This is a genomic window from Micromonospora sp. ALFpr18c, from assembly GCF_008868155.1.
GTDB lineage: Bacteria > Actinomycetota > Actinomycetes > Mycobacteriales > Micromonosporaceae > Micromonospora.
The window spans coordinates 1-26,792 of sequence record NZ_WBKR01000077.1 but is presented as its reverse complement, the minus strand read 5'-3'; the positions used below and the strand labels follow the sequence as shown (position 1 = coordinate 26,792).

Genomic DNA, 26,792 nt, shown 5'->3' with positions numbered 1-26,792 from the left:
GGTCGGGTGGCCCGCGCCGGTCGGGTGGCCTGCGCCGGTCGGGTGGCCTGCGCCGGTCGGGTGGGGCGCGCCGGTCGGAGCGCCCGCGACCGAGAGGATCTCGGCCGGGTGACTCGGCTCCGGGTCCGAGAGCGGGGTGAAGGCGTTGACGTGTACGCGGAGGCCACGCTGTGCGCCCACTCGCAACTGCCGGGGCACCAGGACGTGCACGTCGTCGGTGAAGGACGCGGCGTGTTCGATGCCGTGCAGGTAGGCGGCCGACGGGCCGCCGACCAGCACGCCTGGCGGTAGTCGGAGGAGGGTGGCACGACAGGCCAGGGCGTGGTCCCGTTCCAGCCGTGCGTCGGCGTAGATGTCGTGGCGCAGCCGCACCCAGGCGGCGCTACGCAACTGGTGCTCGGTGAGAAGGCCGTCCCGGACGGCGTCGGAGCCGCGGAAGACCTGCCAGGTCAGGGCATCGGGTCGGTGCGGACGAGGTGGCATGTCGAGCAGCGTGCCGGCTGCCGGTCGACCGCCGAAACCCCTGTGGACAACCCGGCCCGAGCCGTCCGCCGGCCCCTGTGGACAACCGCGGGCCGGCCCGCCGATCGTGGTATGGCACCGGCGGTGATCCACTCGCGTTCATGGAAGTCGTGCTGTCGTGAGCGCCGGGATGCCGCGTCTTCCATGAACCCGAGTCGATCAAGCGCGGGAGGCGGGCTGGCCGCGCGGCGGGCTGGCCGCGCGGCGGGTTGGGCGCGCGGTGGGCTGGCGCGCGGCGGGCTGGCGCGCGGCGGGCGCGCGGCCGGCGGGCGGGGCGGTCAGCGCAGGGCGGTGGCGACGGTGTCGGCGGCGGCCAGCACCTGCGGGCCGATCAGGTCGACGTCCAGTGGGGCGAGCGCGACCACGCCGACGCTCGCCTCCAGCCCGGGTACGCCGAGCACCGGCGCGGCCACCCCGTACGCCCCGGACTGCAACTCGCCGCTGCTGCTCACCGCCTCCGCCACCCCGGTCCGGCCGGCGAGGATGGCCCGTCCCGCGGCTCCCCGATCCAACGGATGCCGCGCCCCGGTCCGGTACGCGACGTGGAACGACGTCCAGCTCGGCTCGACCACGGCCAGGGCGACGCCCTCGCCGCCCTCGACCACGGTCAGGTGCGCGGTCGCGCCGGCCTGCTCGGCGAGCCGACGCAGGGCCGGCAGGGCACCCTCGGCGAGCAGCGGTTGGGCGCGCCGGGCCAGGTGCAGCACTCCGGCGCCGAGGCGGAGCCGCCCGTCGGCGTCGCGGCGCAGCATCCCGTGCCCGGTCAGCGGGCCGACCAGTCGGTACACGGCAGCCCGGCCGATCTTCAGCCGGGTCGCGGCCTCGGTGACGGTCAGCCCGCCCGGCGCGTCGGCGACCAGGTGCAGCAGCCGCAACCCCCGGTCCAGGGTCTGCGCCGTCTCCCCACCCCGCCCGGCGCCCGCGTCGACCGGGCCGGCGCCCGCGTCGCCCCGGCCCGCAACGGCGTCGACCGGGGCAGCGGCCGTGTCGACCGGGCTGGCGACAGCGTCGTCCGGGCCGGCGCCCGTGTCGGCCCGGCCCGCGACGGCATCGGCGGAGGCGCTGGTGCGGGCGGGTGGCTCACCGGAGCGTGCGGTCGCATCCACGCCTGGCAGCGTACGACCCGGCACCGGCGGACCCGGACAGGCGTGGACGGCTACCCTTGTACGGTGACGCTACGCATGTATGACACCGCCACCCGATCGGTGCGGGACTTTGTCCCGCGGGAAGCCGGCAAGGTGGGGGTCTACCTGTGTGGTCTCACCCTCCAGGCTCCGCCGCACATCGGTCACCTTCGCTCCGGCGTCAACTATGACGTGCTGCGCCGCTGGCTGCTGGCGGCCGGCTACGAGGTCACGTTCATCCGCAACCTGACCGACATCGACGACAAGATCCTGGTCAAGGCGGGCGAGCAGGGCCGGCCGTTCTGGTCGATCGCGTACGCCAACGAGTTGATCCTCGCCGAGTCGTACCGGGCGTTGAACGTGCTGCCGCCGACGTACGAGCCGCGCGCCACCGGGCACATCCCGGAAATGCACGAGCTGATCGCCAAGTTGATCACCGATGGGCACGCGTACCCGGCCACCGACGGCTCCGGTGACGTCTATTTCGACGTGGCGTCCTGGCCGGCGTACGGATCGTTGTCGGGTCAGTCCCCGGACGCCATGCAGTCGGCCGGCGACGCCCCCGACCGGGGTAAGCGGGATCCGCGCGACTTCGCGCTGTGGAAGGGCGCCAAGCCGGACGAGCCGGCGGACGCCTACTGGCCGTCGCCGTGGGGGCTGGGCCGGCCGGGCTGGCACATCGAGTGCTCGGCGATGTGCTGGCGGTACCTGGGCCCGGAGTTCGACATCCACGGCGGTGGCCTGGACCTGACGTTCCCGCACCACGAGAACGAGATCGCCCAGTCCCAGGCGGCCGGGTTGCCGTTCGCCCGCTACTGGGTGCATCACGGGCTGCTCAGCATCGGCGGGGCCAAGATGGGCAAGTCGGCGGGCAACGCGTTGGGCCTGGCGTACGTGGACTCGCTGGGGGTGCGGCCGGTGGAGCTGCGCTACTACTACGCCGCCGCCCACTACCGTTCGGTGATCGACTACTCGGAGGATTCGCTCCGCGAGGCGGCCACCGCGTACCGCCGGATCGAGGGTTTCGTGCAGCGGGCCGTCGAGCGGGTCGGTGCCGGGCAGCTCGGTGAGCTTCCGGCCGGCTTCGTCGCCGCCATGGACGACGACCTCAACACGTCCGCCGCCCTGGCCGTGCTGCAACAGCACCTCCGGGACGGCAACACCGCGCTGAGCGCCGGTGACGATGTGACCGTCCGCACCACCCTGGCCGTGGTGCGGGCAATGCTGGATATCCTCGGGATCGACCCCCTCGACCCGGCCTGGACCGGTGGCGGCCGCCCGGATGATCTGCGTGCCGTGGTGGACTCCCTGATCGCGCTGGCCCTGGAGCAGCGCGCGCAGGCCCGGGGCCGCAAGGACTGGGCCGCCGCCGACGCGGTACGCGACCAGCTCAAGCTGGCCGGCGTGGTGGTCGAGGACACCCCCCAGGGCCCCCGTTGGACTATTGGAGAGCAGGACTGATGGCCGGCAACTCGCAGCGCCGTGGCCGGCGACTGACGCCGAAGGCGGGTGCCCCCAAGGGCTCCGGCGGCAAGAACAAGGACTCCCTCGCCGGGCGGGGACGCACCCTGCCCGCCGACGAACGACCGTGGCACAAGGGCTACTCGGGCACCGAGAAGCTGCCTCAGCGGACGGCCTGGAAGCAGGACAAGGAGCGCCGGGCGGCGGCCGAGGAGGGGCGTGCCCCGAAGATCGGTCAGCCGGGCAGCAAGGACACCACCTGGGGCAAGGGTGGCGGTCGGGGCGTACCGGCCAGTCGGGGTGGTTCTGCCGGTCGGGGCGGCCGGCCCGCCGGCCGGACCGGTGGCCCGCGGGTCACGCCGGGGCGCAAGTCGAACCCCTCCAAGGACACCCCGGAGCTGCTGGTCGGGCGTAACCCGGTGCTGGAGGCACTGCGCGCCCAGGTGCCGGCGACGGCGCTCTACACCGCTCAGGGCATCGACATGGACGACCGGATCAACGAGATCATCCGGACGGCCGCCGACCGGGGCATCGCCAACCTGGAGATCAGCCGCGCCGAGCTGGACCGGATGACCGGTGGAGTGCTGCACCAGGGTGTCGGGTTGCAGGTGCCGCCCTTCGCGTACCAGCCGTTCGAGGACATGGTCGCCGCCGCCCTGGAGCAGCAGGCACCGCTGCTGGTCGCACTGGACGGGGTCACCGACCCGCGCAACCTGGGTGCGGTGATCCGTTCGGCCGCCGCGTTCGGCGCGCAGGGTGTCTTCGTACCCGAGCGGCGGGCCGCCGGGATCACCGCGACCGCCTGGCGGACCAGCGCCGGCGCGGCCGCGCGGGTGCCGGTGGCGCAGGTGACCAACCTGACCCGGTCGTTGAAGGCGTGCCGCGACGCCGGCTTCATGGTGGTCGGCCTGGACGCCGACGGCGACACCGACCTGTACGACCTGGAGGCCGCCGTCGGTCCGCTGGTGGTGGTGGTCGGCTCCGAGGGGCGCGGGCTGTCCCGGCTGGTCGGGGAGACCTGCGACCTGACCGTCAGCATCCCGATGATCTCCGAGGTGGAGTCGCTCAACGCCAGCGTGGCCGCCGCGGTCACCCTGGCCGAGGTGGCCCGTCGGCGCGCCGTCGACCTGTAACGACATCGACGAGGGCCCCTTCCCGCCGTTCGCGGGAGGGGGCCCTCGTCGTCAAATCTGGTGGGTCCACGCGACGAAGAGCAGCGCCACCAGACCGAGGAGCAGGCTGAGCAGGGCGTGGCCGAGCACCGCGGCCGGGCCGGGTCGCCGGCCGGGCGCGGGTGTCGGCGGCATCGCGAGCAGTCCGGTACGCAGGGCACGCCAGCGCGCGGCGGCGCTACCGGCTCCGCCCAGCGGGGCGGTCACCAGCGCCAGCAGGGCGACCGGCACCAGCGTCGCGCAGTAGGCGAGGCTGCGCCCGGCCAGGCGGGCGATCCGGTACGGCCCGGAACGGCTGATCGGGTGAGCGGTGGCGGTCACGGCGTCTCCTCGGGTTCGGCGTGCCGTGACGGTACGAGCGCGCACGGCCCAGCCGGGTCACCCCGCAGAGCCATCTCCGTGCTGGCACCACAGGGTGAGAACCCACCGCCGGTATGACGAAAAGGGGCGGCCCGCCGAAGCGGACCACCCCTTTCCGGTACGGCGTTACGTCAGATCCGGCTGCCCGTGGCGGCGTGGAAGACGTGGCTGCGGCCGGTGCGCGGCTTGACGAACACGGTGTCACCCATGTTCGGCATGCTGCGCCGGTCGGTGCGGACGACGAAGCGCTCCGAGTTGCCACCCAGCGCGGCGTGGCCGTAGACGTTGGCGTCCGAGCCGAGGTCCTCGACCAGTTCGACGACGACCGGCATGCCGCCCTCGGTCGGGCTGACCAGGTCGCAGTCCTCCGGGCGGAAGCCCACCGTCACCTTGCCGTCGCCACCCTCGGCGCGAGCCGCCGCGACCTGCTCACGGGTGAGCGGGATCTGCAGCTCGGCGAACTCGGCACCCTGCTCGTTCAGCGAAACGGTCTTGATGTTCATGGCGGGAGAGCCCATGAAGCCGGCGACGAACACGTTGGCCGGGGTGTCGTAGAGCGCCCGCGGGGTGTCCACCTGCTGGAGGACACCGTCGAGCAGCACCGCGACCCGGTGACCCATGGTCATGGCCTCGACCTGGTCGTGCGTGACGTAGACCGTGGTGACGCCCAGCTTGGCCTGCAGCGACGCGATCTGCGTACGGGTCTGCACGCGCAGCTTGGCGTCGAGGTTCGACAGCGGCTCGTCCATGAGGAAGACCTGCGGCTCGCGGACGATCGCGCGGCCCATCGCCACACGCTGACGCTGACCACCGGAGAGCGCCTTCGGCTTGCGGCTGAGGTACTCCTCCAGCTGGAGCAGCCCGGCGGCCTCCTTGACCCGACGGTCGATCTCCGACTTCGAGGTCTTGCGCAGCTTGAGGGCGAACGCCATGTTCTCGTACACCGTCATGTGCGGGTAGAGGGCGTAGTTCTGGAAGACCATCGCGATGTCGCGGGCCTTCGGGGGGAGGTGGGTCACGTCGCGCTGGTCGATGTAGATCGAGCCCGCGTCGACGTCCTCCAGGCCGGCGAGCATCCGCAGGCTGGTGGACTTGCCGCAACCGGAGGGGCCGACCAGGACGAGGAACTCGCCGTCGCCGATCTCGAGGTCCAGCTCGTTGACGGCGGGACGCTCGGTGCCCGGGTAGATCCGGGACGCCTTGGAATAGGTGACCGTAGCCATGGTGAAGCGCTTCCTTTCACCGGCAGGAACGTGCCGGACGATCCGAGTGAAGGAGCGACCGGCACGTGTCCGCGCCGGTCAGCGGACGGCGGCCCGGTCGCGGGGGCGGCCCGGGTTGTCGTCCGTGTGACTGAACCGTAAACGGGTTTCCCCGCGCTGCCAAGGCGGGGGATCATCGAACGCGCCAGACCGTCTACGCATTCCGGTCACTCGGGCACGGTCGGACATCAATCGACGCCCCGGGAAACCCCCGGGCGTCGGGTTGTTGACGTTTCCCGTGCTCGGGAGCCCTCGCGAGCGGGATACCCGGACGTCACTCGCTATGCTGACCACGACACACGCGCCCCTGTAGCTCAGCTGGCCAGAGCACTCGCCTTGTAAGCGAGATGTCGCCGGTTCGATCCCGGCCGGGGGCTCCAATTTCACAAGGCTTTTCCCGCTGGGCACTGCCACGAGTCGGCCGGTTGACAGCAACGCTGACAGCAACAGCGCTCACGAGAGCTTCCCGTCGAGCTTGCCGAGCGCCTGGCGCATCGCGTCGAGGTTGGCGTGAGCGTAGACCTTGAGGGTGATCTTCACGTCGGCGTGCCGGGCGATGGCCTGGACGACGTGCGGCGGAACGCCCAGCTCCATCAGCAGCGAAACCACGGTGTGCCGTAGGTCGTGCAGGCGGACACCAGGCAGTCCGGCGGTTTCCCGGAGCCGGGCGAAGGAGCGGCTGAGGTTGGTGGGCTCCATCGGTGTGCCCCGCTCCGAGGGAAACACGAGATCGTGTTCCTCCCACACCTCTGCCAGCGCTTCCCGCTCGCTCTGCTGCCGCTCCTGGTGTTCGAGCAGCGTCAACCAAGTGACCTCGGGTAGCGGCAACACCGCCTCTGAGTCCTCGGTCTTGGCGTCCTGGACGTGGAGCTTCCCGGCGACCCGCTGCACGGTCTGCTGCACCCGTAGCGTGCCCTCGTCCAGGTCGAGATCCGACCAACGGAGGCCGACCAGCTCACCTCGACGAAGGCCCATGGTCGCCGCCACGACGTAGAGAGCGTGGAGCCGGTGGCCCGTCGCGGTGTCCAGGATCTTGCGTACTTGGTCAACGGAGAGCCCTTTGCCGACCTTGTAGCGAGGCGACGGGATGCGGACCAGCTTGGCGACGTTGCGTGACACCAACTCTTCCCGCATGGCGTGTTGCAGCGCGTTGCGAAGCACGGCGTGCACGAACTGGATCTGGCGAGCGCTCGGGTAGTGCTGGCAGCAGCGGCCGACCGAGCAGCAACGGCGTTCAGCCGGCCGGATTTTGTCGAGACCGTTGGTGCAGCAGAGGCACTTACGGCGGAACTCGTCCATGAACGCCTTGACGTGTTGGACCTGCAACCCGTCGAGACGCTTGGTGCCGAGGGCCGGAACGATGTGCAGCCGTACCGCGCTTTCGTAACCCCGGGCCGTGGTGGGCTTGAGGTCGCTGACGTAGGCGGCCAGCCAGTACGGCAGATAGTCGGCCAGCTTCCAGGCCCGGTCGGGGACCGGGATGCCTCGCTGCGAGCGGGATTTCAGGTCGACGAGCTTGGTGTGAGCTTCTTCCCAGGTCGCGCCGTAGACGAACTTGCGCTTACGGGTGCCGTCTGTGGTGAGCACGTACGCCTGCCCGACCCAGCGACCGTCGCTGGACCGCTGGTAGATCGAGCCTTCGCCGTTGGGGTTGCGGCGGGCGGCGGACTGGCGTTGCTTGGGCTCTCTGGGCATCAGGCGGCTTCTTCCGTGAGCGTGGTGATGACGTCATCGATGGCGGTGGCGGGGATGAGTCGGCGGCTTCCGACCTTGAAGGAGCGGAGGCGACCGGAGCGGATCAGGTCGTAGACGAGCGAGCGGCCGATGCCGAGCGCTTGAGCGGCTTGCTCCACGCGCAGCACGCGAGGAGTGATCGGAGTGGGGGCGTCCATCGGTTGGCCTTCCTCGTGCGGCGTGGAGGGGTTAAGCGGCGACCGGCGCGGTGCCGGTCGGGGTGGTGCTGAGTTCGTGGGCGAGTTCCTCGCGGCCGGTGGTTCGTCGCTCTCGTGCCATGGCGGCAGCGGTGTTAGCGAGGAGTGCGTCTCCGGTGGTGTGCCAGCCGACGCCGGCAAAGGTGAGGGTGCCGACGATGAGGGTGGTGTCGCCTTCGTCGAGGTGGTCGACGGCGCGAAGGGTGGTGGACTGCTCGTCGCCCTGGTGGTCGTGTTCGTGGCGGCGGAAGGTGACGCGGGTGTCGCGCAGGAGTTGGAAGGTCACCGAGTAGCGGCGGCTTTTGGTGAGGAAGTGGCCGCCGTAGCCGAGCATGTGCGCCCACCGGCGTAGCCGGGGGTAGGGGATGGTGGCCTGTGGTCTGCTGGCCGGTTTGGTGTCAAGGGCGGCTTGACGCTGGGCGATGCAGACGGGGCAGGCGGTGTAGCGGGTGTGGGTGCCGCAGTCGGGGCACTCCCAGCGGTCGACGAAGCCGGGCCGTGGCCGTGGTTCCCGGGGCCGCTCGGACAGGGGGATGGGAGTGCCGGTGGGTCGGCCGATGCGCCAGCAGGCGTCGATGAGGCGGGCGGTGTGGTCGCCGTCGGGGTCGGCGTAGTCCCCGATCGAATCGGCGGTGAGGCGGGTGGAGGTGTGCCCGGTGGCCTCGGTGCTCTTGGTGGCGTACTTGGCAAGGTAACCCGCGACCATTCCGTCAGTGACGTCGCCCGTGCCGTCGGTGGTGATGGGTTCCAGGTCGACTTGCTCGCCCCAGGTGATCGGCCAGCCTTCGGGCCGGTCCGGGTGGGTCGGGGTGTGGAAGGTGACGTGTCGGGCGGCGTACCGGAGCGCGTCGACCAGCTCGTCGACGCCGAACCCGGCGGGTGGGGGTACGACGGCGTCGGGGTCCTGGCCGTCGACGCCGTCGAGGCGGGCAATGGCGTGGAAGTGCACCGCTCCGCGCGCTTGGAGTTCGGCAACCTTGCCCGGTGAGAGCCGGACCGGCGAGACCTTGCGGATGTTGCCGGAGGCGGTGACGACGTCGACGCGGGGAATGCCGCGGCGGCGGGCGAGCTTGGCGAGCCATCGTTCCGCGGCTTGCTTGGTGCGGTGCCACAGTTCGCCGGAGAAGACGTTCCACACGACCTGGTGGTCATGGTCGTAGCAGTCGAGGCACAGCGGATGCCCGAGCGCGGTGTCTCCGGCTTCGTGCCTGGCCCAGCACACGGCGGGACGCCCGTGCTCACACAGGCCAGCGTCGCGGCGAGCGTGGCAGGGTTCAGCGCGGCAGTCGCAGCGACGGCGGTTACGGCAGGTGTGCCGCTTGACCACCCGTGCGTGAACCGTCCCGAACGAGGGGGCGGTGAACGTGGCGAAGACGGCAGGGTGCGAGGCGACCGAGTCGGGGACGCCTTTGCCGCCGACGAGGCCGGCGCGCAGCAGTTGGAAGGCGTCGCGTTGGTAGGTCTGCGCGCAGGACGGGCAGACGGTGGCGCGGCGGTTGCCGCAGGCGGTGTAGATCGCGGCGTCGGGCATGGCGTCGGTGTGCCGCTGCTCCAGGACACGGCCGGTCGACTGCTCGACGGTGTAGAGGCTGCCGGCGAGGCGGATGGGGCGGGTGCAGCCGGCGGCGGCGCGGACGTGCTCCAGCCAGCCGAAGTAGTCGGGTTGGGTGGCGCGGGTGAAGGCGGACCCTTCGGCGGTGTAGTCGTAGACGGGGAGGGTGTCGGCGTTCGAGCCCACACCCCGGGCCAGAGCGGTCCGGGGTGTGAGGTCCAGCGTCGAGGCCATCAGCCGCGTACCTCGTCGAGGTGGCGGGTGGTAATGGTGTGTTCGGTGACGATGACCCGGCATGCGCCGCACTGGCGCTTGGCCGGTTCGTGCCGGCGGCACGGGATAGAAGCGGTGGTGTTACCGCAGCGGATGGTGACCGGTGCCCGACAGGGACCACCGGGGATGACGTCGACAACGGTCCGGCGAGTGTCGAACGGGTGCGCGTCACCGAAGGCGGGGCAGGTGTGGGTGACCTGCTCGATGTCGACCAAGACGATGGTCATCGGACACCGCCGCCGATGGTGGCCAGGAGTTGTCCGGCGATGGCTGGGGTGATGTCGAGCCGGTCGGCCAGCTCGTCCGCCGTGATGGGGTGGCCGGTGGCCTGTTCGTGCTGCACGGCCGCGAAGCGGGCAGTGGGCAGCAGGTGGGCGGGAACGTCGACCGGCTCGAAGGCCGGCGCGGTGACGGGTTCCGGCGTGACAGCCGGGGCGTGGGAAATGGCGGCCGGGGGTTCGGTGGTGACCTGCTCGGCCACCTGGACACGGATCGGCTCAACCGGCGCGGTGGCCGGGGCGGTGGCGATGGTTTCCGCCTTTGCGGGGGCGAGGACGAGTTTGACCAGGGCCATGAACGCCAGCGCGGGAACCGCCGACAGAAGCCACCCGGACGGGCCGGGCTTGGCAACCGCGAGTTGCGCGGCGAGGGAGAGACCGGCGGCGGCGATGAGCAGGACCATCGGGTAGCCGATGGGTGCGCCGGTCCGGCGGCGACGCCGGATGGTCAGAAGGGCGGCGATCGGGACGAGTTCGGAGATGACGGCATTGGCCCAGCCGAACCAACCCGGGGTGTTGTCCGGGCTGTTGTTCATGGTCCAGTCGTGAACGTGAGTGAACGACGCGGCACCGGCGGAACCGCCGACGGCGATGAGGATGAGGACCAGGACCAGGCCCTCCAGACGGGTGCCGGCGCTGGCCGGAGCGGTGGTGGTCATTGGTGGCCTCCGTGGCAGTCGAGGCAGCAGCCGTAGCGGCGGGGGATGTAGTAGGGCTTCACCTGCTCGCAGTGCCGGCAGGTCCGGCGGGCGAGAAGGGCTTTGGCGATGGCCTTCCGCTGTGCGGGAGTGGCGGTGCGCTTGGGTGCGGCGAGGTCGGTGCGGTAGAGGTAGGCGATGCGCCGGGTGCTGCGGTGTCGCCAATAGATCTGCGCGACGGGGTCGTGTCCTCCGGGGCGGAGGCCGGCGGCGCGCAGCTGCCGCAGGGTGGCCAGGCCGGTGGGGGCGCAGTGGTAGGGGAAGGTGGGGAACCCGTAGCGAGTGCCGAGCGGGTCGTAGAACTCCACCCGGATACCGGTCCGCTCGGCCAGGTTGTCCAGATCGACGGCGCGCAGGTCAGTCACGGGTACTCACCGCCGTAGCGCGGTGCTCGTCGAGAAGCCGGCGGATGTTCGCCAACGCGTCCTCGGGGGTGAAGGTGAACGGAGCGTTTTTGGGTGCATCGACCCAGGAACGGATACCGCCGAAGAGCGCGGCGTATTTGCACGCCTCGGCAAACCAGTACTCGGCCTGCTGGCGGTCGAAGTCACTCATGACTTGTCACCGCCCCAGCGCTGCTGGGCGGCTTGGCGGGAGATGCCAAGGCGGGTGCCGATCTCGGCCCAGGAGTAGCCGAACGCCCGCAGGCCGATCACGGCCTCACCGATCGCATCGTCGATGACGGAGGAGAGGGCGACGAGGTCGCGGAGTGCTTCGACGTCGCCGGTGGCGACGCGACGGCCATGGGCGCGGATGATGCGCCGAGCGAACGCGGCGAAGGCGTCGTTCTCGACGACGTCCCGACGTCGCTGTCGGGGCAGGTTGGGCGTCAAGGACGGCTTGACGGTGTTCATCGCGTCTCCCCTTCCGCGTTGCGGAGGGAGTCCCAATGGGTGGCAGCCGTCTCAAGGGCGGTGATGACCTGCTCGGCGGTGCGGGCCGGGTCGTCGTTCCACGAGTAGGGGGAGGTGTGCTCGTCGAGGAGGTAGCCGTCTTCGTCGATGAAGAAGACCGGGGCGGTGGTGTCGAGGTAGTCGACGAACACGCCCAGGGCGGCGAGGTAGTCGGCGAGGGCGTCGGGGTCGAGTTGGGAGAAGTGCTCGACGCGGTATCCGGCGCAGGCGATGCCGATGGCCCCGGCGGCGCAGGCCGGCGGGGTGAGGGTGTCGGGGGTCTTGGCGTAGTAGGTGCCCTGGTGCCAGCCGTGCCGGCGCAGGTAGAGGGCAGCCATCCGCAGCAGATCAGCAGGCGTGACCTGGACCTGTGCGGGTTGGTTTTGGGTAGCCTTCATGGCAACCACGTCCTTTCGGTAGGGCGGTTGGTGAGGTCGGCGGGACCGGCATGTGCTGCCAGGCGTGGTCCGGTCCTGTCGGCCGTTTCAGGTGGTGCGTAGCCGCAGGTAGCGGCGGTGGCGGGTGTCGTCGCCGCCCATCGGGGTCGGCGAGGACACGTAGACGAGTCGGCCGGACATGCCGGCGACGCGGATCATGGCGGCGATGTCCTCGGGACGGCCGATGACCCACAGTTCGGTGAACTGGGCGGCCCGCTGGTTGTTGGCCTTGGCGTAGGCACGTTCGCGGGTGGTCATGCCGCCTTCTCCCACTCGGTGGGGTTGACGCCCAGAACGGCGTTGTTGGTGGAGCGACGGGTCCAAGCGGCGTAGTCGGCGATGTTGTAGATGTCGGTATCGGTCAGGTAGGCAGCCTTGATGCGGCGGGGAACACCGCCTTCGGCTAGGAGGTAGGCCGCGCCCTGGTTGGTGGGGCTGATGTCGGAGGCGGTGTAGCCCTGCTCGGCCCAGCCCTGACCGAGGATGATGTTCGAGCTGTTCAGCGAGGTGCAGCGGAACGCGGCCCGGTAGCCGAACAGATCCCGCAGCGAGGCGGGGATGATGTCCCACGAGGGACGCTGGGTGGCGGCGATGACGGGCATGCCGCAGGCCCGGCCGAGGGAGACGAGCCCTCGCAGGAGGGTGGAGAACTCTTCCTGTTGCTGCTTGGTGCCGAGCACCGTGGAGAACATGGCGAGTTCGTCGATGATGGTGACGATGACGGACATGCCGTCGCCGTCGGCGAGCTTGCGGCGCCGGTTGGCAAGGAGCCAGGCATAGCGGTTGGTGGCGACCACCAGGAGGCGACGCAGCACCTCAATCCCCTGATCGATGTCAGGGCCGATGAAGGCGTCAGCGAGATCGCGCCACGGGCCGAGCTCGACGAGTTTGGCGTCGAAGAGCACGAGGCGGGTGTTGTCGCACAGGGCGGCGTGGCCGCAGATGTTGTTGATGAGGCCGGACTTACCGCCGCCGGGTTCGCCAGCGGTAAGGAGGTTGCGGTAGATGACGTCGAGGTAGACGGGCTGGCCGAATTCGTCGATCCCGATGAAGATGGGGTCAAACATCGACAGGCCAGGAGCCACCGGTACCGCGTCGGCGGTGGTGGGAATCGTGGTGGTCATGAGGTGCCCTCCTGGGCGTTGTGGGCGCGAGAAGCCACACGAACGAGCCGTCATGGCTCCTCGCGTCCGGGTTGGGTTGGGTCAGATCCAGTCGGAGGTGTCGTCGTCCGGCGCGGATGACGCAGACGAAGCCGCAGGCTTGCTGCCGTTGGCGGTGGTGGTTGGCTGCTTCGCCGGCTTGCCCTGGTTGGGCAGGGTGATCGTCGGAGCGTCGACGTCCGGCAGGTCCAGGGCGGTGGGGACCGTCAGCGGCGATGCCGAGACGGGGGCGGTCGGGTCGATGACGTCGACCAGTGGGGAACTGACGTGGGCGGTCAGCACCTCACGGCGTTTGATGTCGAACCGCAGGTAGGCGGCGTTGTTCTCGGAGGCGCGCTCGATGAGCACGGTGGAGGCGTGGCAGGTAACCGCGATCTTGTCGAGGCGGCCCTCCAGGTCCTTGGCCGAGAGGCCAGGCCGGAGGTAGACCCAGACCCGCTCGCCGACGGGGGTGGGACGAGCCCACAGGATCAGCGGCAGACTGCCGGACTGGTTGGCAATGATGAACTGCGCGAAGCACACGCGCAGCCGGTGCCGGACGATCAGGCACCAGGTCCAGGCGATGACCTTGCGGCGAATCGGGCGGATGGCGGCGGGAACGCCGACGACCAGGGCGACCACGAGCAGGGTCACCAGGGTTGGGGTGTGGTTGGCGAGCTGCACCCACGCGGTGAGCAGCAGGACACCGAGGATGGTTTCCGGGGTCCACCACCACAGCAGCCGGATCACCGGCCAGATGCGCACGAGCAGCCAGACGGCGGCACCCGTCGGTGCGCCGATGAACGCGCCGACGAAGACGGCGAGGATCGGGTGAATGTAGGAAGCGGCCACCACAGCCGCCAGAAGGCCGACGATGACCGCCGTGAGGATGAACGCCATCTTGGCGTTACGTGCGGAGGAGCGGTGGACTTTGGCCTCGATGACCGTCACCGTTCCGGTTGACCTGCCGGCGAACCGGCGAGGGCTAGACTTGGACATGACACGTCCTCCCAGTGATGGGGTGGATGGGTTGGAGAGCGCGGGGTCGGCAGGTGTAGGAGCCAGTACCGGCCCCGTGCTCGATTTCCGGATCTGTCGGCGTTCGAGGTTGGTCTACTTCTCGTCGGCCAAGGGTGAGAAGCCCAAGACGGTGACCTGCGTGCGGCCCCAGCCGCGAATGAGATCGGTCAGTCGGGCAATGTCGTCGTAGCCTCCGATCGGGCTGGCAGGCTGGTACTCGAAGTACTCGACCTGAACACCATCGGTGGTGGTGTGGAAAAAGGTCACGTAGTAGCGGAACATGGTGTTCCTCCTTGGAAGGCCGGCAAAAGGGCCGGAAGGATTTGGGAAATCGGCACGAGGCCGGTAGGCGGAAAGCCAGTACCGGCCCCGCGCCATGAGAGGTGGCAACCCAAACGGTTGCCGGGCCGGGAATGTAGGAGCCAGAAACACTCCCGGACCGCAGGGTGATCAGTTCAGCGGACCATCAGGCCGCTTCGTGCGTCAGACACCAGAGGCTCACACAGCGCGGTGAGCGAGGGACCTACTTGGCCGCCGAGTTACCAGCCTTCGGCTTCAGCGAGATCGCACGGAACGCAACGCCGTTACGCCCGTTGGTCGCCCACGGAATGGCCTCCAACTGCTCGACAGCGACGAGCTGTCCCACCGTCACGCCCGGCTTCTCTCCCGCCGTGGTGATGGTGATGATCTCGCCGCCAGTCTCGTCGAGAACGAAGACCTGGGTCGACCACATGAGCCGGCCAGTGTTCTTCTCCGACCGCTGATTGCCGTTCTGGTCGTTCTTCGGCTCCGGGTCCTTCGTCACCTGAACCTGCTTGCTCTGGGTGTCCACGTACAGCTTCACAACAAACCTCCTGTGTCTTCGGCCAGGAATTGAGCTAGTCCCCGGTGGACTGTTGCTCGTGGCCTCTGCGGATGAGGCTCCCGTTTTCCGTAGGACGACCCATCCGATGGGCTGGACGACTATGGGACGTCTCGGCTAACCTGAACTCGTCCCTAGTTGTCCCTTGAGGAGTGTCGGATGCCGAACGAGCGGCTACGTGATGCGATCCTGCGTAACGGCCTGACCCCGGTTGCTGTGGCCGAGAAGATCGGGGTCGACGCGAAGACCGTCGAGCGGTGGATCACGCAGGACCGGACGCCGTACCCGCGTCACCGGCACGCCATCGCTGCCATGGTGCGGGAAGACGTGCCGTACCTGTGGCCCGACGCGGTCACCCCGGAGAAGGCGGCGCAGATCGGGCAGAACGAGATGATCCAGCTCTACTCGCGGCGATCGTCGGTGCCGTACGACCTGTGGCGTCGGCTGATCGAACGGGCCACGCAGCGCATCGACGTGCTCGCCTACGCCGGCCTGTTTCTCCTGGAGCAGGACCCGAGGCTTGTCGATGTCCTGCGTCAAAAGGGTGTTGACGGAGTTGAGGTGAAAATCCTGCTCGGTGATCCGACCAGCCCTGCCATCGAACGGAGGAGCGTCGAGGAAGGCACGCCCGGTGTGATGGCCGCGAAGATCCGGCAGGTGCAGCAGTACTACAACCGCCTCAACGGTGCACCAGGGGTGAAGGTGCTCTACCACGACACGACCCTCTACAACTCGATCTACCGCTTCGATGACGAGATGTTGGTGAACATGCACGTTCTCGGCTTTCCCGCACCCCACGCGCCTGTGATGCACCTACGCAAGCTCAACGGTGGTGACCTGTTCCGCACCTACTCCGACAGCTTCGATCGCGTTCTGGGTGCCTCGAAGCCCCGGTCTGTCGACGAGGTGGCAGCCTGAAGGCATGGCGAGAACCGAGCACTACCACGACCCGAACGCCCCGAAGGCCAACAGCATCGTTGTGGCCGTATCCGTCTTCGTGCACGACGAACACGAGCGGGTTCTACTGATCCAGCGCACCGACAACGGGCTGTGGTCCCTACCCGGAGGGGGTCAGGAGATCGGCGAGTCGGTCGCAGAAACGGCGGTGCGGGAAACCCGCGAGGAGACCGGCATCGTCGTCGAGGTCACCGGGATGGTCGGCGTGTACTCCGACCCGGGCCACGTCATCGAGTACTCAGACGGCGAGGTGCGGCAACAGTTCTCGCTCTGCTTCCGCGCCGCACCGATCGGCGGTACACGGAGGCCAAGCGACGAGTCGCATGCTGTCCGATGGGTGGCACGCGACGAGCTGGCGGCGCTCGACATCCACCCGTCGACCCTGCTTCGCATCACCCACGGCTACGAGGACCGGGGCAAGCCCTACATCGGCTGACGGACGCCGGCGAGCCGGCGTTGAGTCCGCTGCACAGCAGCGACCATCTCCGGTTCCGCCCGGCCGATGAACCGGGTCACCAGGTGCTCCGGCCCGTACCGCGACCGAATCTCTGCCAGCCGGTCCAACACCTCGAAGTCTTGACCATCCGGCCCGGTCGTCATGTCCGCGCAGCAGAGAGCATCGGTCACCGCTGTTTCCTCCCGAGGGAACTCGGTCGCCAGGACGTCACCGAGCCCACGTTCGTCGGCTTCCAGCCACGCACAGGAGTGATGAGCGACTAGGGCGGCAATCCGCTCGTTGAAGCGCTCACGGCGCAGCCAGCGGCCACCATCGAGCGAGTGAAAGCCGGTGTCGACCAGGTCGGGGCTGTAACCCACGTCGTGTAGCCAGGCTGCCGCTACGAGTACCTCACGATCCTCGCTCGGAACTGCTTCGCTGATCCGGTCCGCCTTGGCAGCGACCGCCTGAACGTGACTCCATCGACGGGGCAACGGCGTCTCTAGCAGGTGTTTAGCAACTTCCCGAGCGGTGTCGACGAGGGCGGCCATGTCGCCAGGGTACGGAGCCTCCACCCTGATCGCTATCCCGTGACCAGCCGACCGACGACGCGAGGGCGGCCGGGCTGCCGGCGAAGTGGTTCAAAGTTTCTGTACGTCTTCAAGGCGGCCCGAGACGGGCCGCACGCGCCGCCGCCTGGGCGCGCGTCCGTCGCTCCGCTGGCGCTCCGACTCCGGCCACGCAGAACGCCCGGCGGCTGGCGCGGAGAGCGGGAAGCCCGGGGCCGCCGCTGACGGTGGTGCCGAGGGTGGTTGATGTTGGTGGGCCGGCAGCCGGCCGGGCACCGCGCCCGATCGGCGCGGCGCAGGGAAGGGCACGCCGGGTCCACGCGGCGGTCGCGGCGGCGAGCTGGTCGCGGTTACCGCGCCTCCGGCGGGGGCGCAACGACTCCGAGATGGTCGGGGGTCCGTCGGCGGGTTGCGGTCCGTGGGTGGTTGCGCTGAGCCATCCCGCCAGCCGTCGACCCGGGCGAGCCGAGCAGACCACCAACCGGCCCGCCAGCGTCCGTACGTGCGTCAAGGTCCGCTTGACGTGGCGGGCCGGTCGGCGGCCCGCTCCCCAGGAGGGCGGGTCGGCGGCAGACGGGATGGCAGCCTTTGGTGCTTGCGTCAGCCTGGGAACATGCTTCTGTGAGCGAATTTATATCTGGGGTGCTCAGTGGCCTCGTTGGTGCTGCCGTTGGAGGCGCATTCACAGCGTTAGCTGCCAGGGCGCAAGTCCGGGCGGTGATGCAGGTCGCGCACATACAGATAGAAGCCGACCGTCGCCATTCTGCGGAATCCGCCTATCGCGAACAGCAGCTTGCTGCGGCCACCGCACTTAGCAAGCGTCTATTGCAGATGCTGCATGAGGTCCGAGGGATGAGTGAGGATCATTACTTCGAGCGCCATCACCAGAAAGAGGACGACTTGCCGGCGCTGCCGCCCTCGCTTGTTGAGCTGCAACAAATCAACGACTGGCGGCGACAGCTCGACTTCATTCAGGCGGAGTTTGGTCCGCTGCTGTCGGAAGACGAGAACGAGGAACTGGAAAGCCTTTTTGGGTACGTTACCTTCGGGAATAATTGGCAGTCAATCGCGAAGAACTATCCAAATCTTAATTGCCCGCAGTGCCGTTGGTCCGATGACTTCGGGGATGCTCTATCGCTATGGCTTAAGAAGGTTCAAGGCAAGATGAATGAGCTTTCACTGCCCCTCGGTCGCCGGCCAGTATGAGTGCAATCTGCGGCGGATCTTCTACCGAGATAGATGGCCTGAGCGTCCAGACCTGGGTGACTAACTGGGTGACCATCGAGTCGGACGCCGACGGACGTGCATGGACGCCGGAGGACCTGTCCGGCAGTTCAACGCGTCTGAAGCAGCAGGTCATCGCTCCGTGTCGGTTGCCTGGGGGTCAAGGAGTCGGGGTTGACGTCCATAGGAGCATCGGGATGGATGGCTTGCAATATTTACTGTTTGCGGCTAACAAGGCGTTCCTCACGATAAGCCTTATATAGCCCAAGCCAAGCTTCAAACTCTTGTTCCTGCTCAGGCTTTCCATGATTGGCGAGGAGCCATTCTGGGTCGAACAAATGCATATTTTCGCGTATTTTTTGTAGAGCGCTGTTGTGGATATTGATAACTCGCGCGTCAAGGTATTCGCTTAAGTGGGGGAAGCTCACCACATCAAAAATATAAGACCCTTGAAGGTCGCCTGCTTGGAATGTCCGAGTTAGCGAACCCCAACTGCAGGCACTAACTTCCGGCTCCTCCGCCTTAATGTTGACGGAAAATATAGAACCGCTAGTTACCAAGACTAGGTGAAAGAAGCCGAAATCTGCAGATATCTCCGTAGGGTCAGGCTCTGAGAAGCCCTCAGCAAGGTATTTCGCGGCTTTCGCAAGCGGATAAACAATGCTATCAAAAATAGATGAATTATCCGCCCGCCAGTTGCTTCCTTGGCGGTTCATGCGCACGAGCTGCCGGCCAACCAGGTCGGACTTGGTTAGCTGCCCAGGAAGCGACCCGAATTTTAGCTCCCATTGAGATTGAGCGACAAGACCTCCGAAATTGAATTCCAGTGGATCGAAGCCACTCGCAACCTGGACACCGCCACGTGAATCAAAGTGCTCCAAGTCTTCGCCGACGATGATGAACGGTTGATCTGTATTCTTGCACTCGCAAATAACCTGGGTGTTGAGGTAGATCGAAAGCAAATCCCTTCGGGCAAAAGAGCTCAGGCCTGCCCAGACATCCATCTCTCTTGACTTTCCAGAATCACTGTCAGGAAAGGGGCGATTTAAGTCGGTCTCAAATCCCTTGCTTCTCAGGACTTGCGCAACGCGATGCTCCAGGATGAACCCTGTCTGATCGAGCGCTTTGATGATTTGGTCAGGCGAGGGGATGTTCGGCGCGGGTGTAGTCATTTGGCCTCTTCATCAAGCAGTGGGTCGACTTCAGTCAGGTTAGGTGACTTGCGCGAGGAGCGGAACTCCCACGCGGACTGGCGGTTTCCCACGCCGAGCACGATGTCTACCGGCCTGAGTGACTAGTTGGGTGACGATCACGCCATACACGTCTGGACATTGCCGGACGATGAAGGACGCGGACGCCAGCCAGCACGCGGGTTAGGGCAGGTTGACGGGTCTTGATCGATGCCTGGGGGTCAAGGAGTCAGGGGCCATACGACGTAGCCGCAGGCTTGGGCGTCCAGCAGATCGACCTCGTCCGCGAAGCCCTGGCGTTCGCCGCTGTCGACAGCAACGCTGACAGCAACCGCGCCGGACGGAAGCACACTGACGAGCCCTGGCCTGGACGAAGCTCCGAGCGTGCAGCCGTTCCCGGACGAGCACGGACGACGTGCACAGAGCTTGTAAGCGAGATGTCGCCGGTTCGATCCCGGCCGGGGGCTCCAATTCCACCAGGCATTCCCAAGCGGCGCTGCCCGCGTCGACCGGTTGACAGCAACGGGACTCACGGGAGTTCCCACCGAGCGCCTGAACGAGCGTGGCGAACGGAGTAGGGCGGGGGGCCGATGAGTCGCGCGGTGGAGGAGTCGAACCGGGCGATGCTGCGTGCCCGCGACGCGATGGATCGGGCGTACGCCGAGCCGTTGGACATTCCGGCGCTGGCGCGGATCGCCCTCGTCTCGGAGTCCCATTTCATCCGTACCTTCCGGGCCACCTTCGGTGAGACCCCGCACCGTTACCTGCAACGTCGGCGGGTGGAGCGGGCGATGGCGTTGCTGGTGGAGACCGACCGGGACGTGACCGACATCTGCTACGCCGTCGGCTTCAGCAGTCTGGGCACGTTCAGCCGGACGTTCCGGCAGATCGTGGGTGAGTCGCCCTCCGATTTCCGCCGTTCCCGCGCCGCCCCGGCGAACGTGCCGTCGTGCTTCGCGAAGGCCTGGACGCGACCAAGTAGTTTTGGATAAGCAGCAGGTCAGGGGAGACCTCTAGCGTCATGGGCATGACGATGAACGCGATCAGCCGCTCCCAGATCTACGTCCTCGACCAGGACGAGGCGCTCGACTTCTACGTGAACAAGCTCGGCATGGAGGTCAACACCGACCAGGACCTCGGTTTCATGCGCTGGTTGACGGTCAACCTGCCCGGCGACCCGGAGCGCGAGATCCTGTTGGAGAAGCCCGGTCCGCCGGCGCTGGACCCGGCCACCGCCGAGCAGGTCCGGGAGCTGCTCACCAAGGGCGCCCTGGGTGGGTACCTCTTCATGACCACCGATGACGCGCGCAAGACGCACGAGGATCTCGTCGCGAAGGGCGTCGAGATCACCGACGAGCCGACCGAGCGTCCCTACGGGATCGACTTCGGCATCCGGGATCCGTTCGGCAACCGGATCCGCATCGGCCAGATGTTCCCGCGGGCGTAGCCGGCCGATTATTGCGGTGTCGGGAGGTGCGGGGTCAACCCCGCACCTCCCGTTGTGTTGGGGTGGGGGGCATGATCACCCGCCTGTTGTATCTGGCCCGACACGGTGAGCAGGACCTGACCGAGATGGGGGAGCCGGCCGTCGCGGAGCCGGACACCGGCCTGACGGAACGGGGCCGGCGGCAGGCCACGTTGCTCGGCGAGCGGCTGCGGGGCCACGCGTTCACCGCCGTACACCACGGGCCGTTGCGCCGGGCCGCGGAGACCGCCCGCCTGGTCGCGGCGTCGCTGCCGGGGGTTCCGGTGTACGAGACGGAGCTGGCCGGTGACCACCTCCCGCACGACACCGATCCGGCTGGCCTTCCCCCGGCGTACGCCAGTTTCCTGGCCCAGTTCACGGCGGCCGAGCGGGCCGACGGGCCGCGCGTGACGGCGGCGGCGGTGCGGCGGTTCACCGGCCCGGTCGCTGCGGAAGCCGACGGCGGCGAGCCGGTTCGCGAGCTGCTCGTGACGCACACCTTCCTGATCGGCTGGCTGGTCCGGCAGGCCCTCGACGCGCCGGAGCGGCGCTGGCTGGGCGTGAATTCGCACAACGCGGGGCTGACCGTGATCCGGTACGGGCCGGCGGGCCCGCCGACCCTGGTCGCCTTCAACGATGTGGCGCACCTGCCGTCGGAGCTGCGGGGCACCGGCCTGCCGGCGGACTACCTGGTCTGATCCCGGGCGGTCAGTCGGTGGCCCGCAGGATCAGATCGACCAGGGCGCGGGTGGCCGGTGGTGGGGTCACCTCACTGGGGCAGTCGATGTACCCGGTCTCGATGGTGCCGACGGTCAACCGGTAGCTGAACGCGTCCGCGCACCCGCTCGGGGTGGCGGTCTGGCGTGCCTCGGCGGCCAGACGGGGGTCGGCGACGAGCCCGCCCAGCCGGCCGAGGTCGGCGGTGCCGAGCTGGCCGGTACGCCGGCTGCCGGCCCGGTCCACGGCCGTCCACCGCCCGTCGGGCTCGATGGTGACGGCGTCACCGCGCCCGGCGAAGCCGCCGGAGCGCCGCAGCATGACCTGGGGTGCCACCGCGCGGGTGGTCGGAGCGATCGTGGGGGCGATGGTCGGCGGGGTGCCGGTGGTCGTGCCGGTCGGGGTCGGGCCGAGGGTGCCGGGTGACTGGCTCGAGGGGCTGCCGCCCCGGTCGGTGCCGGTGCAGCCGGACAGGAGGGCCACCAGGAGCGCGATGGTAACGCCGGTTGTCGAGGCGGGTCTCATGTCCGTCGGACGCACGACACCGGACGTGGGTTCCCTCGTCACGGCACTCATCCGTTCGGCCAGTGTCGATGTCTGGGAGCGTTCCAAGCCTTCTCTTTTGCTCAACACATAGCTATATCTACATGCGTGACTACCCCCGTCACACTCTTCTCCTTCCAGGAGGGCATGTGAAACGACCCATCGCCGCCGTCAGCGCAGCGCTGCTCACCAGCGGCCTGCTGACCTGTGTCGCCACCGCGGCGCACGCGGCTCCGCCCACCGCCCCCGCGCCGGCTCAGGCGGCAACCGTCCTACGGACGAACCCCGGTGCCGTCCAGGGTTCAAGCGCCGAGTCCTACCAGGTGCACAGCACCAAGGTGGACGTCACCGGCGCCGCCCACACCCGCTACACCCGGACCTACCAAGGGCTGCGGGTGTACGGCGGTGACTTCGTCATCCACACCGCGCCGAACGGCACGTACGCCGGCAGTTCGGTCGGCCTGGTCGCGCCGTTGACCCTCGCCACCACGGCCAAGGTCACCGCGGGCGCGGCGAAGAAGGCCGCCCGCGCCGGGTTCACCGGCAAGGTCGAGGCCGTGGGCGCCCCGGAACTGTTCGTCGACGCCAGCTCCGGCACGGGCCGACTGGCCTGGGAGACCGTGGTCAGCGGCTGGCAGCCCGACGGGCAGACCCCGTCCCGGCTGCACGTGATCACCGACGCCACCACCGGCGCGGCCGTCGGGTCGTACGACGAGATCGAGTCGGTGGTCGGCAGCGGCCAGGGCATCTACACCGGCACGGTCAGCATCGACACGACGCTCTCCGGCAGCACCTACCAAATGATCGACCCGTCGCACGGCAACGGCCGTACCTGCGACATGAACAACGGCACGTCCACCTGCACGACCTTTACCGACGCCGACAACGCGTGGGGCAACGGCGCCAACTCCAACCGGCAGTCCGCCGCCGTCGACGCCCACTTCGGCGCCGCGAAGACGTTCGACTACTACAAGAACGTGCACGGCCGCAACGGCATCTTCGGCAACGGCAATGGCGTGCCGAGCCGGGTGCACTACGGCACCAACTACGTCAACGCGTTCTGGGACGGGTCCCAGATGACCTACGGCGACGGCTCGGGCAACTCCCGCCCGCTCGTCTCGCTGGACGTGGCCGGGCACGAGATGAGCCATGGTGTCACCGAGGCGCTGTCCGGCCTGGTCTACTCCGGTGAGTCCGGCGGCCTCAACGAGGCCACCAGCGACATCTTCGGCAACATGGTGGAGTTCTACGCCGCCGCGCCGAGCGACCCGGGTGACTACCAGGTCGGCGAGAAGATCAACATCAACGGCAACGGCACGCCGCTGCGATACATGTACAACCCGTCGCTGGACGGCGCGTCCGACAGCTGCTGGTCCACCAGCACCAAGAACAAGGACGTGCACTACTCCTCCGGCGTCGCCAACCACTTCTACTTCAACCTCGCCGAGGGCACCGGCGCCACCGCGTACGGCACCTCACCGGTCTGCGGTTCCGCCCCCGCGGTGACCGGCATCGGCCGGGCCAAGGCCGAGAAGATCTGGTTCCGGGCGCTGGACGTCTACTTCACCTCCAACACGGCGTACGTCAACACCAGCAACCCGGCGAACACCGCGCGGGCCTACAGCCTGCGCGCGGCCACCGACCTGTACGGCAGCTGCTCCACCGAGTACAAGACCGTGCAGGCCGCCTGGACCGCGGTGAACGTGGCCGGCAACGACGCGCCCTGCTCGACCGGCAACGACTTCTCCGTGTCGCTGTCGCCGACCGCCGGCTCGGTGAACCCGGGCAGCTCGGCCTCCACCACCGTCTCGACCGCCACCACCAGCGGCTCGGCGCAGACGGTGACGTTCTCCGCGTCCGGACTGCCCAGCGGGGCGAGCGCCGCGTTCAGCCCCGCCTCGGTGACCTCGGGCGGCTCGTCCACCCTCACCATCAGCACGTCGGCGAGCACGCCTCCCGGCACGTACTCGGTGACCGTCAACGGCGCCGGCTCGGTCACCCGGACCGCGACCTACACGTTGACCGTGAACGGAACCGGGGGCGGCTGCACCGCGCCGGGGCAGAAGCTGGCCAACCCGGGCTTCGAGTCCGGCGCGACCGGTTGGACGGCCACCTCCGGAGTCATCACCAGCTCCAGCAGCCAGGCGGCCCGCACCGGGTCGTGGAAGGCGTGGCTGAACGGGTACGGGACCAGCCACACCGACACGCTCGCCCAGTCGGTGGCCCTGCCGGCGGGCTGTACGTCGTACACGGTCAGCTTCTGGCTGCACATCGACTCGGCCGAGACCACCACCAGCGTCGCGTACGACACGCTGCGCGTTCAGGTGCTGAACCCGTCCGGGACGGTGCTGGCCACGCTGGCGACCTACTCGAACCTGAACAAGGCCACCGGCTACAGCCAGAAGTCCTTCTCCCTGGCCGCGTACGCCGGCCAGACCGTCAGCCTGAAGTTCACCGGCACCGAGGACGCCTCGCTGCAGACGTCCTTCGTGGTCGACGACACCGCCCTCACCGTCTCCTGACCTGACCGTCGCACCGGCCCGGCGGCCTCCCCTCGGAGGCCGCCGGGCTCGCGCCGGGCCACGCTGCGTCAGCAGCACGGCCGTGCCGGGTGTGACCTGACCGATCGCCGCCCGGCTCGCGCCGTTATGGTCGCGGCACCGGCGCACGACGCCGGGGGCCAGATCGGCGGCGTCGGACGTGCGGCGCGGGAAGGGGTGGACGTGTCGGACGCGACGTTGACCGTCGAGGTGGCCGGACCGGTCGCGACCGTGGTGATGCACAACCCGGCTCGTCGTAACGCGATGACCGCGGCCATGTGGCGGCAGCTTCCCGACCTGCTCGACCGGCTGGAACCCGACCCAGGCGTACGGGCGGTGGTGCTCACCGGAGCGGGCGACACCTTCTGCGCCGGTGCCGATCTCGGCGACCTGGCCGAGCTGCTGGACGCCGGCGACACCAGCATCGCGGTGGCCGCCGAGGAACGGCTCGCTCGCTTCGCCAAACCCACCGTGGCCGCCATCCGGGGCGCCTGTGTCGGAGGTGGCGCCCAACTCGCGGTCGCCTGCGACCTACGTATCGCCGCCGACGACGCCCGGTTCGGCGTACCCCCGGCCCGGCTCGGGCTGGTCTACCCGGCGCCGACCACCCGGCGGCTGTCCCGGCTGGTCGGTCCGTCCGCGGCGAAGCACCTGCTGTTCACCGCCGAGCTGATCGACGCCGAACGTGCCCTGCGGATCGGCCTGGTCGACGAGGTGCTGCCGGGCGACCGGCTCGCCGCGCGGCTGGACGACCTCACCGCCACGATCGCCCAGCGCTCGCCGCTGAGCATCGCCGCGGCCAAGGAGATCATCGACGACCGGGCCGGACCGGCGCGGATCGCCTGGTGGCACCGCAAGGTCGCGGACAGCGGTGAGGCCCGGGAGGGCGTGGCGGCCGTCGCCGAGCGCCGCGCACCCCGCTTCGCCTGGCAGGCGCCCACCGGCGGCTGAACGCGCAGGCACCGCGGCCGGAGTTTCAGCCATTGCGAAACCTCGATCCCGGGTGGTGTCGGGCCGGGGTGGTACGGCAGGCTGTCGGTCGTGCAGCGTGATCGGTTGCTTGCGGGCCGCTACCGGCTCCTGGAGCGCCTCGGCAGCGGCGGCATGTCCGAGGTGCACCGGGCGTACGACGAGGTGCTCGAACGGGACGTGGCGGTGAAGGTGCTCGTCGCCTCGGACGTCGCCGCCCGACAGCGGATCCGGGCTGAGGCCAAGGCGGCCGGCCGGTTGTCGCATCCGCATGTCACCAGCGTCTACGACTTCGGGGAGTCGCTTCTCGACGGAGTGCAGGTTCCGTTCGTGGTGCTGGAGCTGCTCAGCGGCACCACCCTCGAACAACGGCTGGCCACCGGCCCACTGCCACCCCTCGCCGGGCTGCGGGTCTGCGCCGAGGTGGCGTCGGCGTTGGAGGCCGCGCATGCCCAGGGGCTGGTGCACCGCGACATCAAGCCGGGCAACGTGATGCTCACCCCCACCGGCGCCAAGGTGCTCGACTTCGGCATCGCGGCCGCCGTCGGCGATCCGGAGGTCGACTTCGAGGGGCGGCTGCTGGGTACGCCGGCCTACCTCGCGCCGGAGCGGCTGGCGGCCGGCGAGGTGTTGCCGGCCTGCGACGTGTACGCCCTCGGCCTGCTCCTGCACCGGACGCTCACCGGTCGGCTGCCCTCGGCCACCGAGGCGCAGGCCGGGATGCTGCCCGCCCACGTCCACGTCGAGCCGGCCCCGCTGCCCGAGATCGACGGCGTGCCGGCGGAGATCCACCGGCTCTACCGCTGGTGCCTGGCCGGCGACCCCGCCGACCGGCCACCGGCCGCCGAGGCGGCCCGCATCCTGGGCGTCGCCGCCAGCGGGCCGGCGGCGGGTGGACCGGTCGCCCCGGGCGGGGCGAGCGTGGTCGCGGCCCGGTCCACGGACAACGAAGGGCAGCCGGGGCGTACCTCCTCCTGGCGACGGCGGCGGGCCGTGCTGGCGGTCGTGGGGGCGGTGGTCGCGGCCCTGGCGGCAGCCGGATCGCTCGGTGACTCCCGTACGCATCGGCACGACGCGGGTACCCCGCGAACCGGCATCGGATCGGATGACACCACCACCGTCGGGCTGCCACGGACCGTTGAGCAGCCCGACCAGGCCGACACCCGAGCACCCGCCAGTCCGTCGGCCGGGAACG

31 protein-coding genes, 1 tRNA gene and 1 pseudogene are annotated in these 26,792 nt (G+C 69.0%); 12 read left to right on the top strand and 21 right to left on the bottom strand.

The genetic code is table 11. The features are described from left to right. Both F8271_RS15860 and F8271_RS15855 read right to left on the bottom strand, forming a co-directional pair. Window positions 1–483, bottom strand: a pseudogene (locus F8271_RS15860) (hypothetical protein); the annotation flags it as partial. A gap of 317 nt (window positions 484–800) precedes the next feature. Beyond that, a complete protein-coding gene (locus F8271_RS15855) occupies window positions 801–1,409 on the bottom strand; it encodes an IclR family transcriptional regulator (RefSeq protein WP_151490545.1) in 609 nt (202 codons plus the stop codon). A 282-nt stretch (window positions 1,410–1,691) separates the two neighbouring features. Here F8271_RS15855 and cysS point away from each other — a divergent pair, with 282 nt between their 5' ends. Together cysS and rlmB are read left to right on the top strand one after the other, a co-directional pair. After that, window positions 1,692–3,107 carry a cysteine--tRNA ligase gene (cysS, locus tag F8271_RS15850; protein WP_151490543.1) on the top strand — a complete coding sequence of 472 codons (1,416 nt, stop codon included), beginning with the start codon at window positions 1,692–1,694 and terminating at the stop codon, window positions 3,105–3,107. Continuing rightward, window positions 3,107–4,240: a 23S rRNA (guanosine(2251)-2'-O)-methyltransferase RlmB gene (gene rlmB, locus F8271_RS15845; RefSeq protein ID WP_151490542.1), complete on the top strand. Its 1,134-nt coding sequence runs from the start codon at window positions 3,107–3,109 to the stop codon at window positions 4,238–4,240. Before cysS ends, rlmB begins: the two co-directional genes overlap by 1 nt. Window positions 4,241–4,291: 51 nt before the next feature. Here rlmB and F8271_RS15840 read toward each other — a convergent pair whose 3' ends face one another. Together F8271_RS15840 and F8271_RS15835 are read right to left on the bottom strand one after the other, a co-directional pair. Further along, window positions 4,292–4,600, bottom strand: coding sequence for a hypothetical protein (locus tag F8271_RS15840; RefSeq protein ID WP_151490541.1), 309 nt, complete (start codon window positions 4,598–4,600; stop codon window positions 4,292–4,294). 170 nt (window positions 4,601–4,770) lie between these two features. Next, on the bottom strand, window positions 4,771–5,862 hold the full coding sequence (locus F8271_RS15835; protein ID WP_151490540.1) for an ABC transporter ATP-binding protein: 1,092 nt from the start codon (window positions 5,860–5,862) through the stop codon (window positions 4,771–4,773). Window positions 5,863–6,204: 342 nt separating this feature from the next. Here F8271_RS15835 and F8271_RS15830 point away from each other — a divergent pair. Next, window positions 6,205–6,281, top strand: a tRNA-Thr gene (locus tag F8271_RS15830). 73 nt (window positions 6,282–6,354) lie between these two features. Here F8271_RS15830 and F8271_RS15825 read toward each other — a convergent pair. The 14 genes from F8271_RS15825 to F8271_RS15760 all read right to left on the bottom strand — a co-directional run bounded on the left by F8271_RS15825 (window position 6,355) and on the right by F8271_RS15760 (window position 14,969). After that, window positions 6,355–7,596: a site-specific integrase gene (locus F8271_RS15825; protein ID WP_151490539.1), complete on the bottom strand. Its 1,242-nt coding sequence runs from the start codon at window positions 7,594–7,596 to the stop codon at window positions 6,355–6,357. Next, entirely contained in the window at window positions 7,596–7,793 is a 198-nt protein-coding gene (locus tag F8271_RS15820) for an excisionase family DNA-binding protein (protein WP_151490538.1), read from the bottom strand. Before F8271_RS15820 ends, F8271_RS15825 begins: the two co-directional genes overlap by 1 nt. A gap of 31 nt (window positions 7,794–7,824) precedes the next feature. Beyond that, a complete protein-coding gene (locus F8271_RS15815; RefSeq protein WP_151490537.1) occupies window positions 7,825–9,618 on the bottom strand; it encodes a replication initiator in 1,794 nt (597 codons plus the stop codon). Beyond that, window positions 9,618–9,884, bottom strand: a complete 267-nt coding sequence (locus F8271_RS15810; protein WP_151490536.1) for a hypothetical protein — start codon at window positions 9,882–9,884, stop codon at window positions 9,618–9,620. The genes F8271_RS15815 and F8271_RS15810 overlap by 1 nt, the downstream gene beginning before the upstream one ends. Next, window positions 9,881–10,594 (bottom strand): hypothetical protein, encoded by a 714-nt coding sequence (locus F8271_RS15805; protein ID WP_151490535.1) that lies wholly within the window; start codon window positions 10,592–10,594, stop codon window positions 9,881–9,883. The genes F8271_RS15810 and F8271_RS15805 overlap by 4 nt, the downstream gene beginning before the upstream one ends. After that, a complete protein-coding gene (locus tag F8271_RS15800) occupies window positions 10,591–10,974 on the bottom strand; it encodes an RRQRL motif-containing zinc-binding protein (RefSeq protein ID WP_151490544.1) in 384 nt (127 codons plus the stop codon). The genes F8271_RS15805 and F8271_RS15800 overlap by 4 nt, the downstream gene beginning before the upstream one ends. 16 nt (window positions 10,975–10,990) lie before the next feature. Continuing rightward, window positions 10,991–11,188 (bottom strand): hypothetical protein, encoded by a 198-nt coding sequence (locus tag F8271_RS15795; protein WP_151490534.1) that lies wholly within the window; start codon window positions 11,186–11,188, stop codon window positions 10,991–10,993. Next, entirely contained in the window at window positions 11,185–11,487 is a 303-nt protein-coding gene (locus F8271_RS15790) for a hypothetical protein (protein WP_151490533.1), read from the bottom strand. The genes F8271_RS15795 and F8271_RS15790 overlap by 4 nt, the downstream gene beginning before the upstream one ends. Next, a complete protein-coding gene (locus tag F8271_RS15785) occupies window positions 11,484–11,924 on the bottom strand; it encodes a hypothetical protein (protein WP_151490532.1) in 441 nt (146 codons plus the stop codon). The genes F8271_RS15790 and F8271_RS15785 overlap by 4 nt, the downstream gene beginning before the upstream one ends. An 87-nt stretch (window positions 11,925–12,011) precedes the next feature. Next, the gene (locus tag F8271_RS15780; protein WP_151490531.1) at window positions 12,012–12,221 is read right to left on the bottom strand and encodes a hypothetical protein; all 210 of its coding nucleotides are present in this window, start codon (window positions 12,219–12,221) and stop codon (window positions 12,012–12,014) included. Further along, window positions 12,218–13,087: an FtsK/SpoIIIE domain-containing protein gene (locus tag F8271_RS15775; protein WP_151490530.1), complete on the bottom strand. Its 870-nt coding sequence runs from the start codon at window positions 13,085–13,087 to the stop codon at window positions 12,218–12,220. The genes F8271_RS15780 and F8271_RS15775 overlap by 4 nt, the downstream gene beginning before the upstream one ends. A gap of 81 nt (window positions 13,088–13,168) precedes the next feature. Beyond that, the gene (locus F8271_RS15770) at window positions 13,169–14,104 is read right to left on the bottom strand and encodes a hypothetical protein (protein WP_151490529.1); all 936 of its coding nucleotides are present in this window, start codon (window positions 14,102–14,104) and stop codon (window positions 13,169–13,171) included. A gap of 114 nt (window positions 14,105–14,218) precedes the next feature. After that, window positions 14,219–14,407, bottom strand: coding sequence for a hypothetical protein (locus F8271_RS15765; protein WP_151490528.1), 189 nt, complete (start codon window positions 14,405–14,407; stop codon window positions 14,219–14,221). A gap of 241 nt (window positions 14,408–14,648) precedes the next feature. Further along, window positions 14,649–14,969, bottom strand: coding sequence for a hypothetical protein (locus F8271_RS15760; protein ID WP_089021118.1), 321 nt, complete (start codon window positions 14,967–14,969; stop codon window positions 14,649–14,651). Window positions 14,970–15,146: 177 nt separating this feature from the next. Here F8271_RS15760 and F8271_RS15755 point away from each other — a divergent pair, with 177 nt between their 5' ends. Both F8271_RS15755 and F8271_RS15750 read left to right on the top strand, forming a co-directional pair. Continuing rightward, window positions 15,147–15,905: an XRE family transcriptional regulator gene (locus F8271_RS15755; RefSeq protein WP_151490527.1), complete on the top strand. Its 759-nt coding sequence runs from the start codon at window positions 15,147–15,149 to the stop codon at window positions 15,903–15,905. 4 nt (window positions 15,906–15,909) lie between these two features. Then, a complete protein-coding gene (locus F8271_RS15750) occupies window positions 15,910–16,380 on the top strand; it encodes an NUDIX hydrolase (RefSeq protein WP_151490526.1) in 471 nt (156 codons plus the stop codon). Here F8271_RS15750 and F8271_RS15745 read toward each other — a convergent pair. Further along, window positions 16,368–16,931, bottom strand: coding sequence for an HD domain-containing protein (locus tag F8271_RS15745; protein WP_151490525.1), 564 nt, complete (start codon window positions 16,929–16,931; stop codon window positions 16,368–16,370). The genes F8271_RS15750 and F8271_RS15745 overlap by 13 nt on opposite strands. 639 nt (window positions 16,932–17,570) lie before the next feature. On the opposite strand from F8271_RS15745, the gene F8271_RS15740 reads away from it, so the two are divergent. Beyond that, complete coding sequence (locus F8271_RS15740; protein WP_151490524.1) at window positions 17,571–18,155, top strand: hypothetical protein; 585 nt, start codon at window positions 17,571–17,573, stop codon at window positions 18,153–18,155. Window positions 18,156–18,388: 233 nt separating this feature from the next. Here the strand turns inward: F8271_RS15740 and F8271_RS15735 are convergent, their stop codons facing one another. After that, entirely contained in the window at window positions 18,389–19,345 is a 957-nt protein-coding gene (locus tag F8271_RS15735; RefSeq protein ID WP_151490523.1) for a hypothetical protein, read from the bottom strand. 608 nt (window positions 19,346–19,953) lie between these two features. Here F8271_RS15735 and F8271_RS15730 point away from each other — a divergent pair. From F8271_RS15730 to F8271_RS15720, 3 genes are all read left to right on the top strand, one after another. Next, complete coding sequence (locus F8271_RS15730; RefSeq protein WP_151490522.1) at window positions 19,954–20,355, top strand: helix-turn-helix domain-containing protein; 402 nt, start codon at window positions 19,954–19,956, stop codon at window positions 20,353–20,355. Between the two features lie 35 nt (window positions 20,356–20,390). Beyond that, complete coding sequence (locus F8271_RS15725; RefSeq protein WP_151490521.1) at window positions 20,391–20,810, top strand: VOC family protein; 420 nt, start codon at window positions 20,391–20,393, stop codon at window positions 20,808–20,810. Window positions 20,811–20,881: 71 nt separating this feature from the next. Further along, window positions 20,882–21,526 carry a histidine phosphatase family protein gene (locus tag F8271_RS15720; RefSeq protein WP_151490520.1) on the top strand — a complete coding sequence of 215 codons (645 nt, stop codon included), beginning with the start codon at window positions 20,882–20,884 and terminating at the stop codon, window positions 21,524–21,526. Between the two features lie 10 nt (window positions 21,527–21,536). Here the strand turns inward: F8271_RS15720 and F8271_RS32410 are convergent, their stop codons facing one another. Continuing rightward, on the bottom strand, window positions 21,537–22,028 hold the full coding sequence (locus tag F8271_RS32410) for a protealysin inhibitor emfourin (RefSeq protein ID WP_192580307.1): 492 nt from the start codon (window positions 22,026–22,028) through the stop codon (window positions 21,537–21,539). A gap of 209 nt (window positions 22,029–22,237) precedes the next feature. Here F8271_RS32410 and F8271_RS15710 point away from each other — a divergent pair, with 209 nt between their 5' ends. From F8271_RS15710 to F8271_RS15700, 3 genes are all read left to right on the top strand, one after another. Continuing rightward, on the top strand, window positions 22,238–24,610 hold the full coding sequence (locus F8271_RS15710) for a M4 family metallopeptidase (protein WP_151490518.1): 2,373 nt from the start codon (window positions 22,238–22,240) through the stop codon (window positions 24,608–24,610). Between the two features lie 201 nt (window positions 24,611–24,811). Beyond that, on the top strand, window positions 24,812–25,579 hold the full coding sequence (locus F8271_RS15705; RefSeq protein ID WP_151490517.1) for an enoyl-CoA hydratase/isomerase family protein: 768 nt from the start codon (window positions 24,812–24,814) through the stop codon (window positions 25,577–25,579). A gap of 90 nt (window positions 25,580–25,669) precedes the next feature. Beyond that, the coding region (locus F8271_RS15700; protein WP_151490516.1) for a serine/threonine-protein kinase at window positions 25,670–26,792 on the top strand (1,123 nt) is incomplete at its 3' end.

Excerpts from the sequence above, each read along its gene's own strand:
- F8271_RS15750 (WP_151490526.1), top strand. The coding sequence starts at position 15,910 with ATGGCGAGAACCGAGCACTACCACGACCCGAACGCCCCGAAGGCCAAC.
- F8271_RS15805 (WP_151490535.1), bottom strand. The coding sequence starts at position 10,594 with ATGACCACCACCGCTCCGGCCAGCGCCGGCACCCGTCTGGAGGGCCTG.
- F8271_RS15785 (WP_151490532.1), bottom strand. The coding sequence starts at position 11,924 with ATGAAGGCTACCCAAAACCAACCCGCACAGGTCCAGGTCACGCCTGCT.
- F8271_RS15810 (WP_151490536.1), bottom strand. The coding sequence starts at position 9,884 with ATGACCATCGTCTTGGTCGACATCGAGCAGGTCACCCACACCTGCCCC.
- rlmB (WP_151490542.1), top strand. The coding sequence starts at position 3,107 with ATGGCCGGCAACTCGCAGCGCCGTGGCCGGCGACTGACGCCGAAGGCG.
- F8271_RS15820 (WP_151490538.1), bottom strand. The coding sequence starts at position 7,793 with ATGGACGCCCCCACTCCGATCACTCCTCGCGTGCTGCGCGTGGAGCAA.
- F8271_RS15770 (WP_151490529.1), bottom strand. The coding sequence starts at position 14,104 with ATGTCCAAGTCTAGCCCTCGCCGGTTCGCCGGCAGGTCAACCGGAACG.
- F8271_RS15795 (WP_151490534.1), bottom strand. The coding sequence starts at position 11,188 with ATGAGTGACTTCGACCGCCAGCAGGCCGAGTACTGGTTTGCCGAGGCG.
- F8271_RS15735 (WP_151490523.1), bottom strand. The coding sequence starts at position 19,345 with ATGACTACACCCGCGCCGAACATCCCCTCGCCTGACCAAATCATCAAA.
- F8271_RS15790 (WP_151490533.1), bottom strand. The coding sequence starts at position 11,487 with ATGAACACCGTCAAGCCGTCCTTGACGCCCAACCTGCCCCGACAGCGA.
- F8271_RS15755 (WP_151490527.1), top strand. The coding sequence starts at position 15,147 with ATGCCGAACGAGCGGCTACGTGATGCGATCCTGCGTAACGGCCTGACC.
- F8271_RS15730 (WP_151490522.1), top strand. The coding sequence starts at position 19,954 with ATGAGTCGCGCGGTGGAGGAGTCGAACCGGGCGATGCTGCGTGCCCGC.
- F8271_RS15725 (WP_151490521.1), top strand. The coding sequence starts at position 20,391 with ATGACGATGAACGCGATCAGCCGCTCCCAGATCTACGTCCTCGACCAG.
- F8271_RS15815 (WP_151490537.1), bottom strand. The coding sequence starts at position 9,618 with ATGGCCTCGACGCTGGACCTCACACCCCGGACCGCTCTGGCCCGGGGT.
- F8271_RS15765 (WP_151490528.1), bottom strand. The coding sequence starts at position 14,407 with ATGTTCCGCTACTACGTGACCTTTTTCCACACCACCACCGATGGTGTT.
- F8271_RS15720 (WP_151490520.1), top strand. The coding sequence starts at position 20,882 with ATGATCACCCGCCTGTTGTATCTGGCCCGACACGGTGAGCAGGACCTG.
- F8271_RS15745 (WP_151490525.1), bottom strand. The coding sequence starts at position 16,931 with ATGGCCGCCCTCGTCGACACCGCTCGGGAAGTTGCTAAACACCTGCTA.
- F8271_RS15780 (WP_151490531.1), bottom strand. The coding sequence starts at position 12,221 with ATGACCACCCGCGAACGTGCCTACGCCAAGGCCAACAACCAGCGGGCC.
- F8271_RS15825 (WP_151490539.1), bottom strand. The coding sequence starts at position 7,596 with ATGCCCAGAGAGCCCAAGCAACGCCAGTCCGCCGCCCGCCGCAACCCC.
- F8271_RS15835 (WP_151490540.1), bottom strand. The coding sequence starts at position 5,862 with ATGGCTACGGTCACCTATTCCAAGGCGTCCCGGATCTACCCGGGCACC.
- F8271_RS15775 (WP_151490530.1), bottom strand. The coding sequence starts at position 13,087 with ATGACCACCACGATTCCCACCACCGCCGACGCGGTACCGGTGGCTCCT.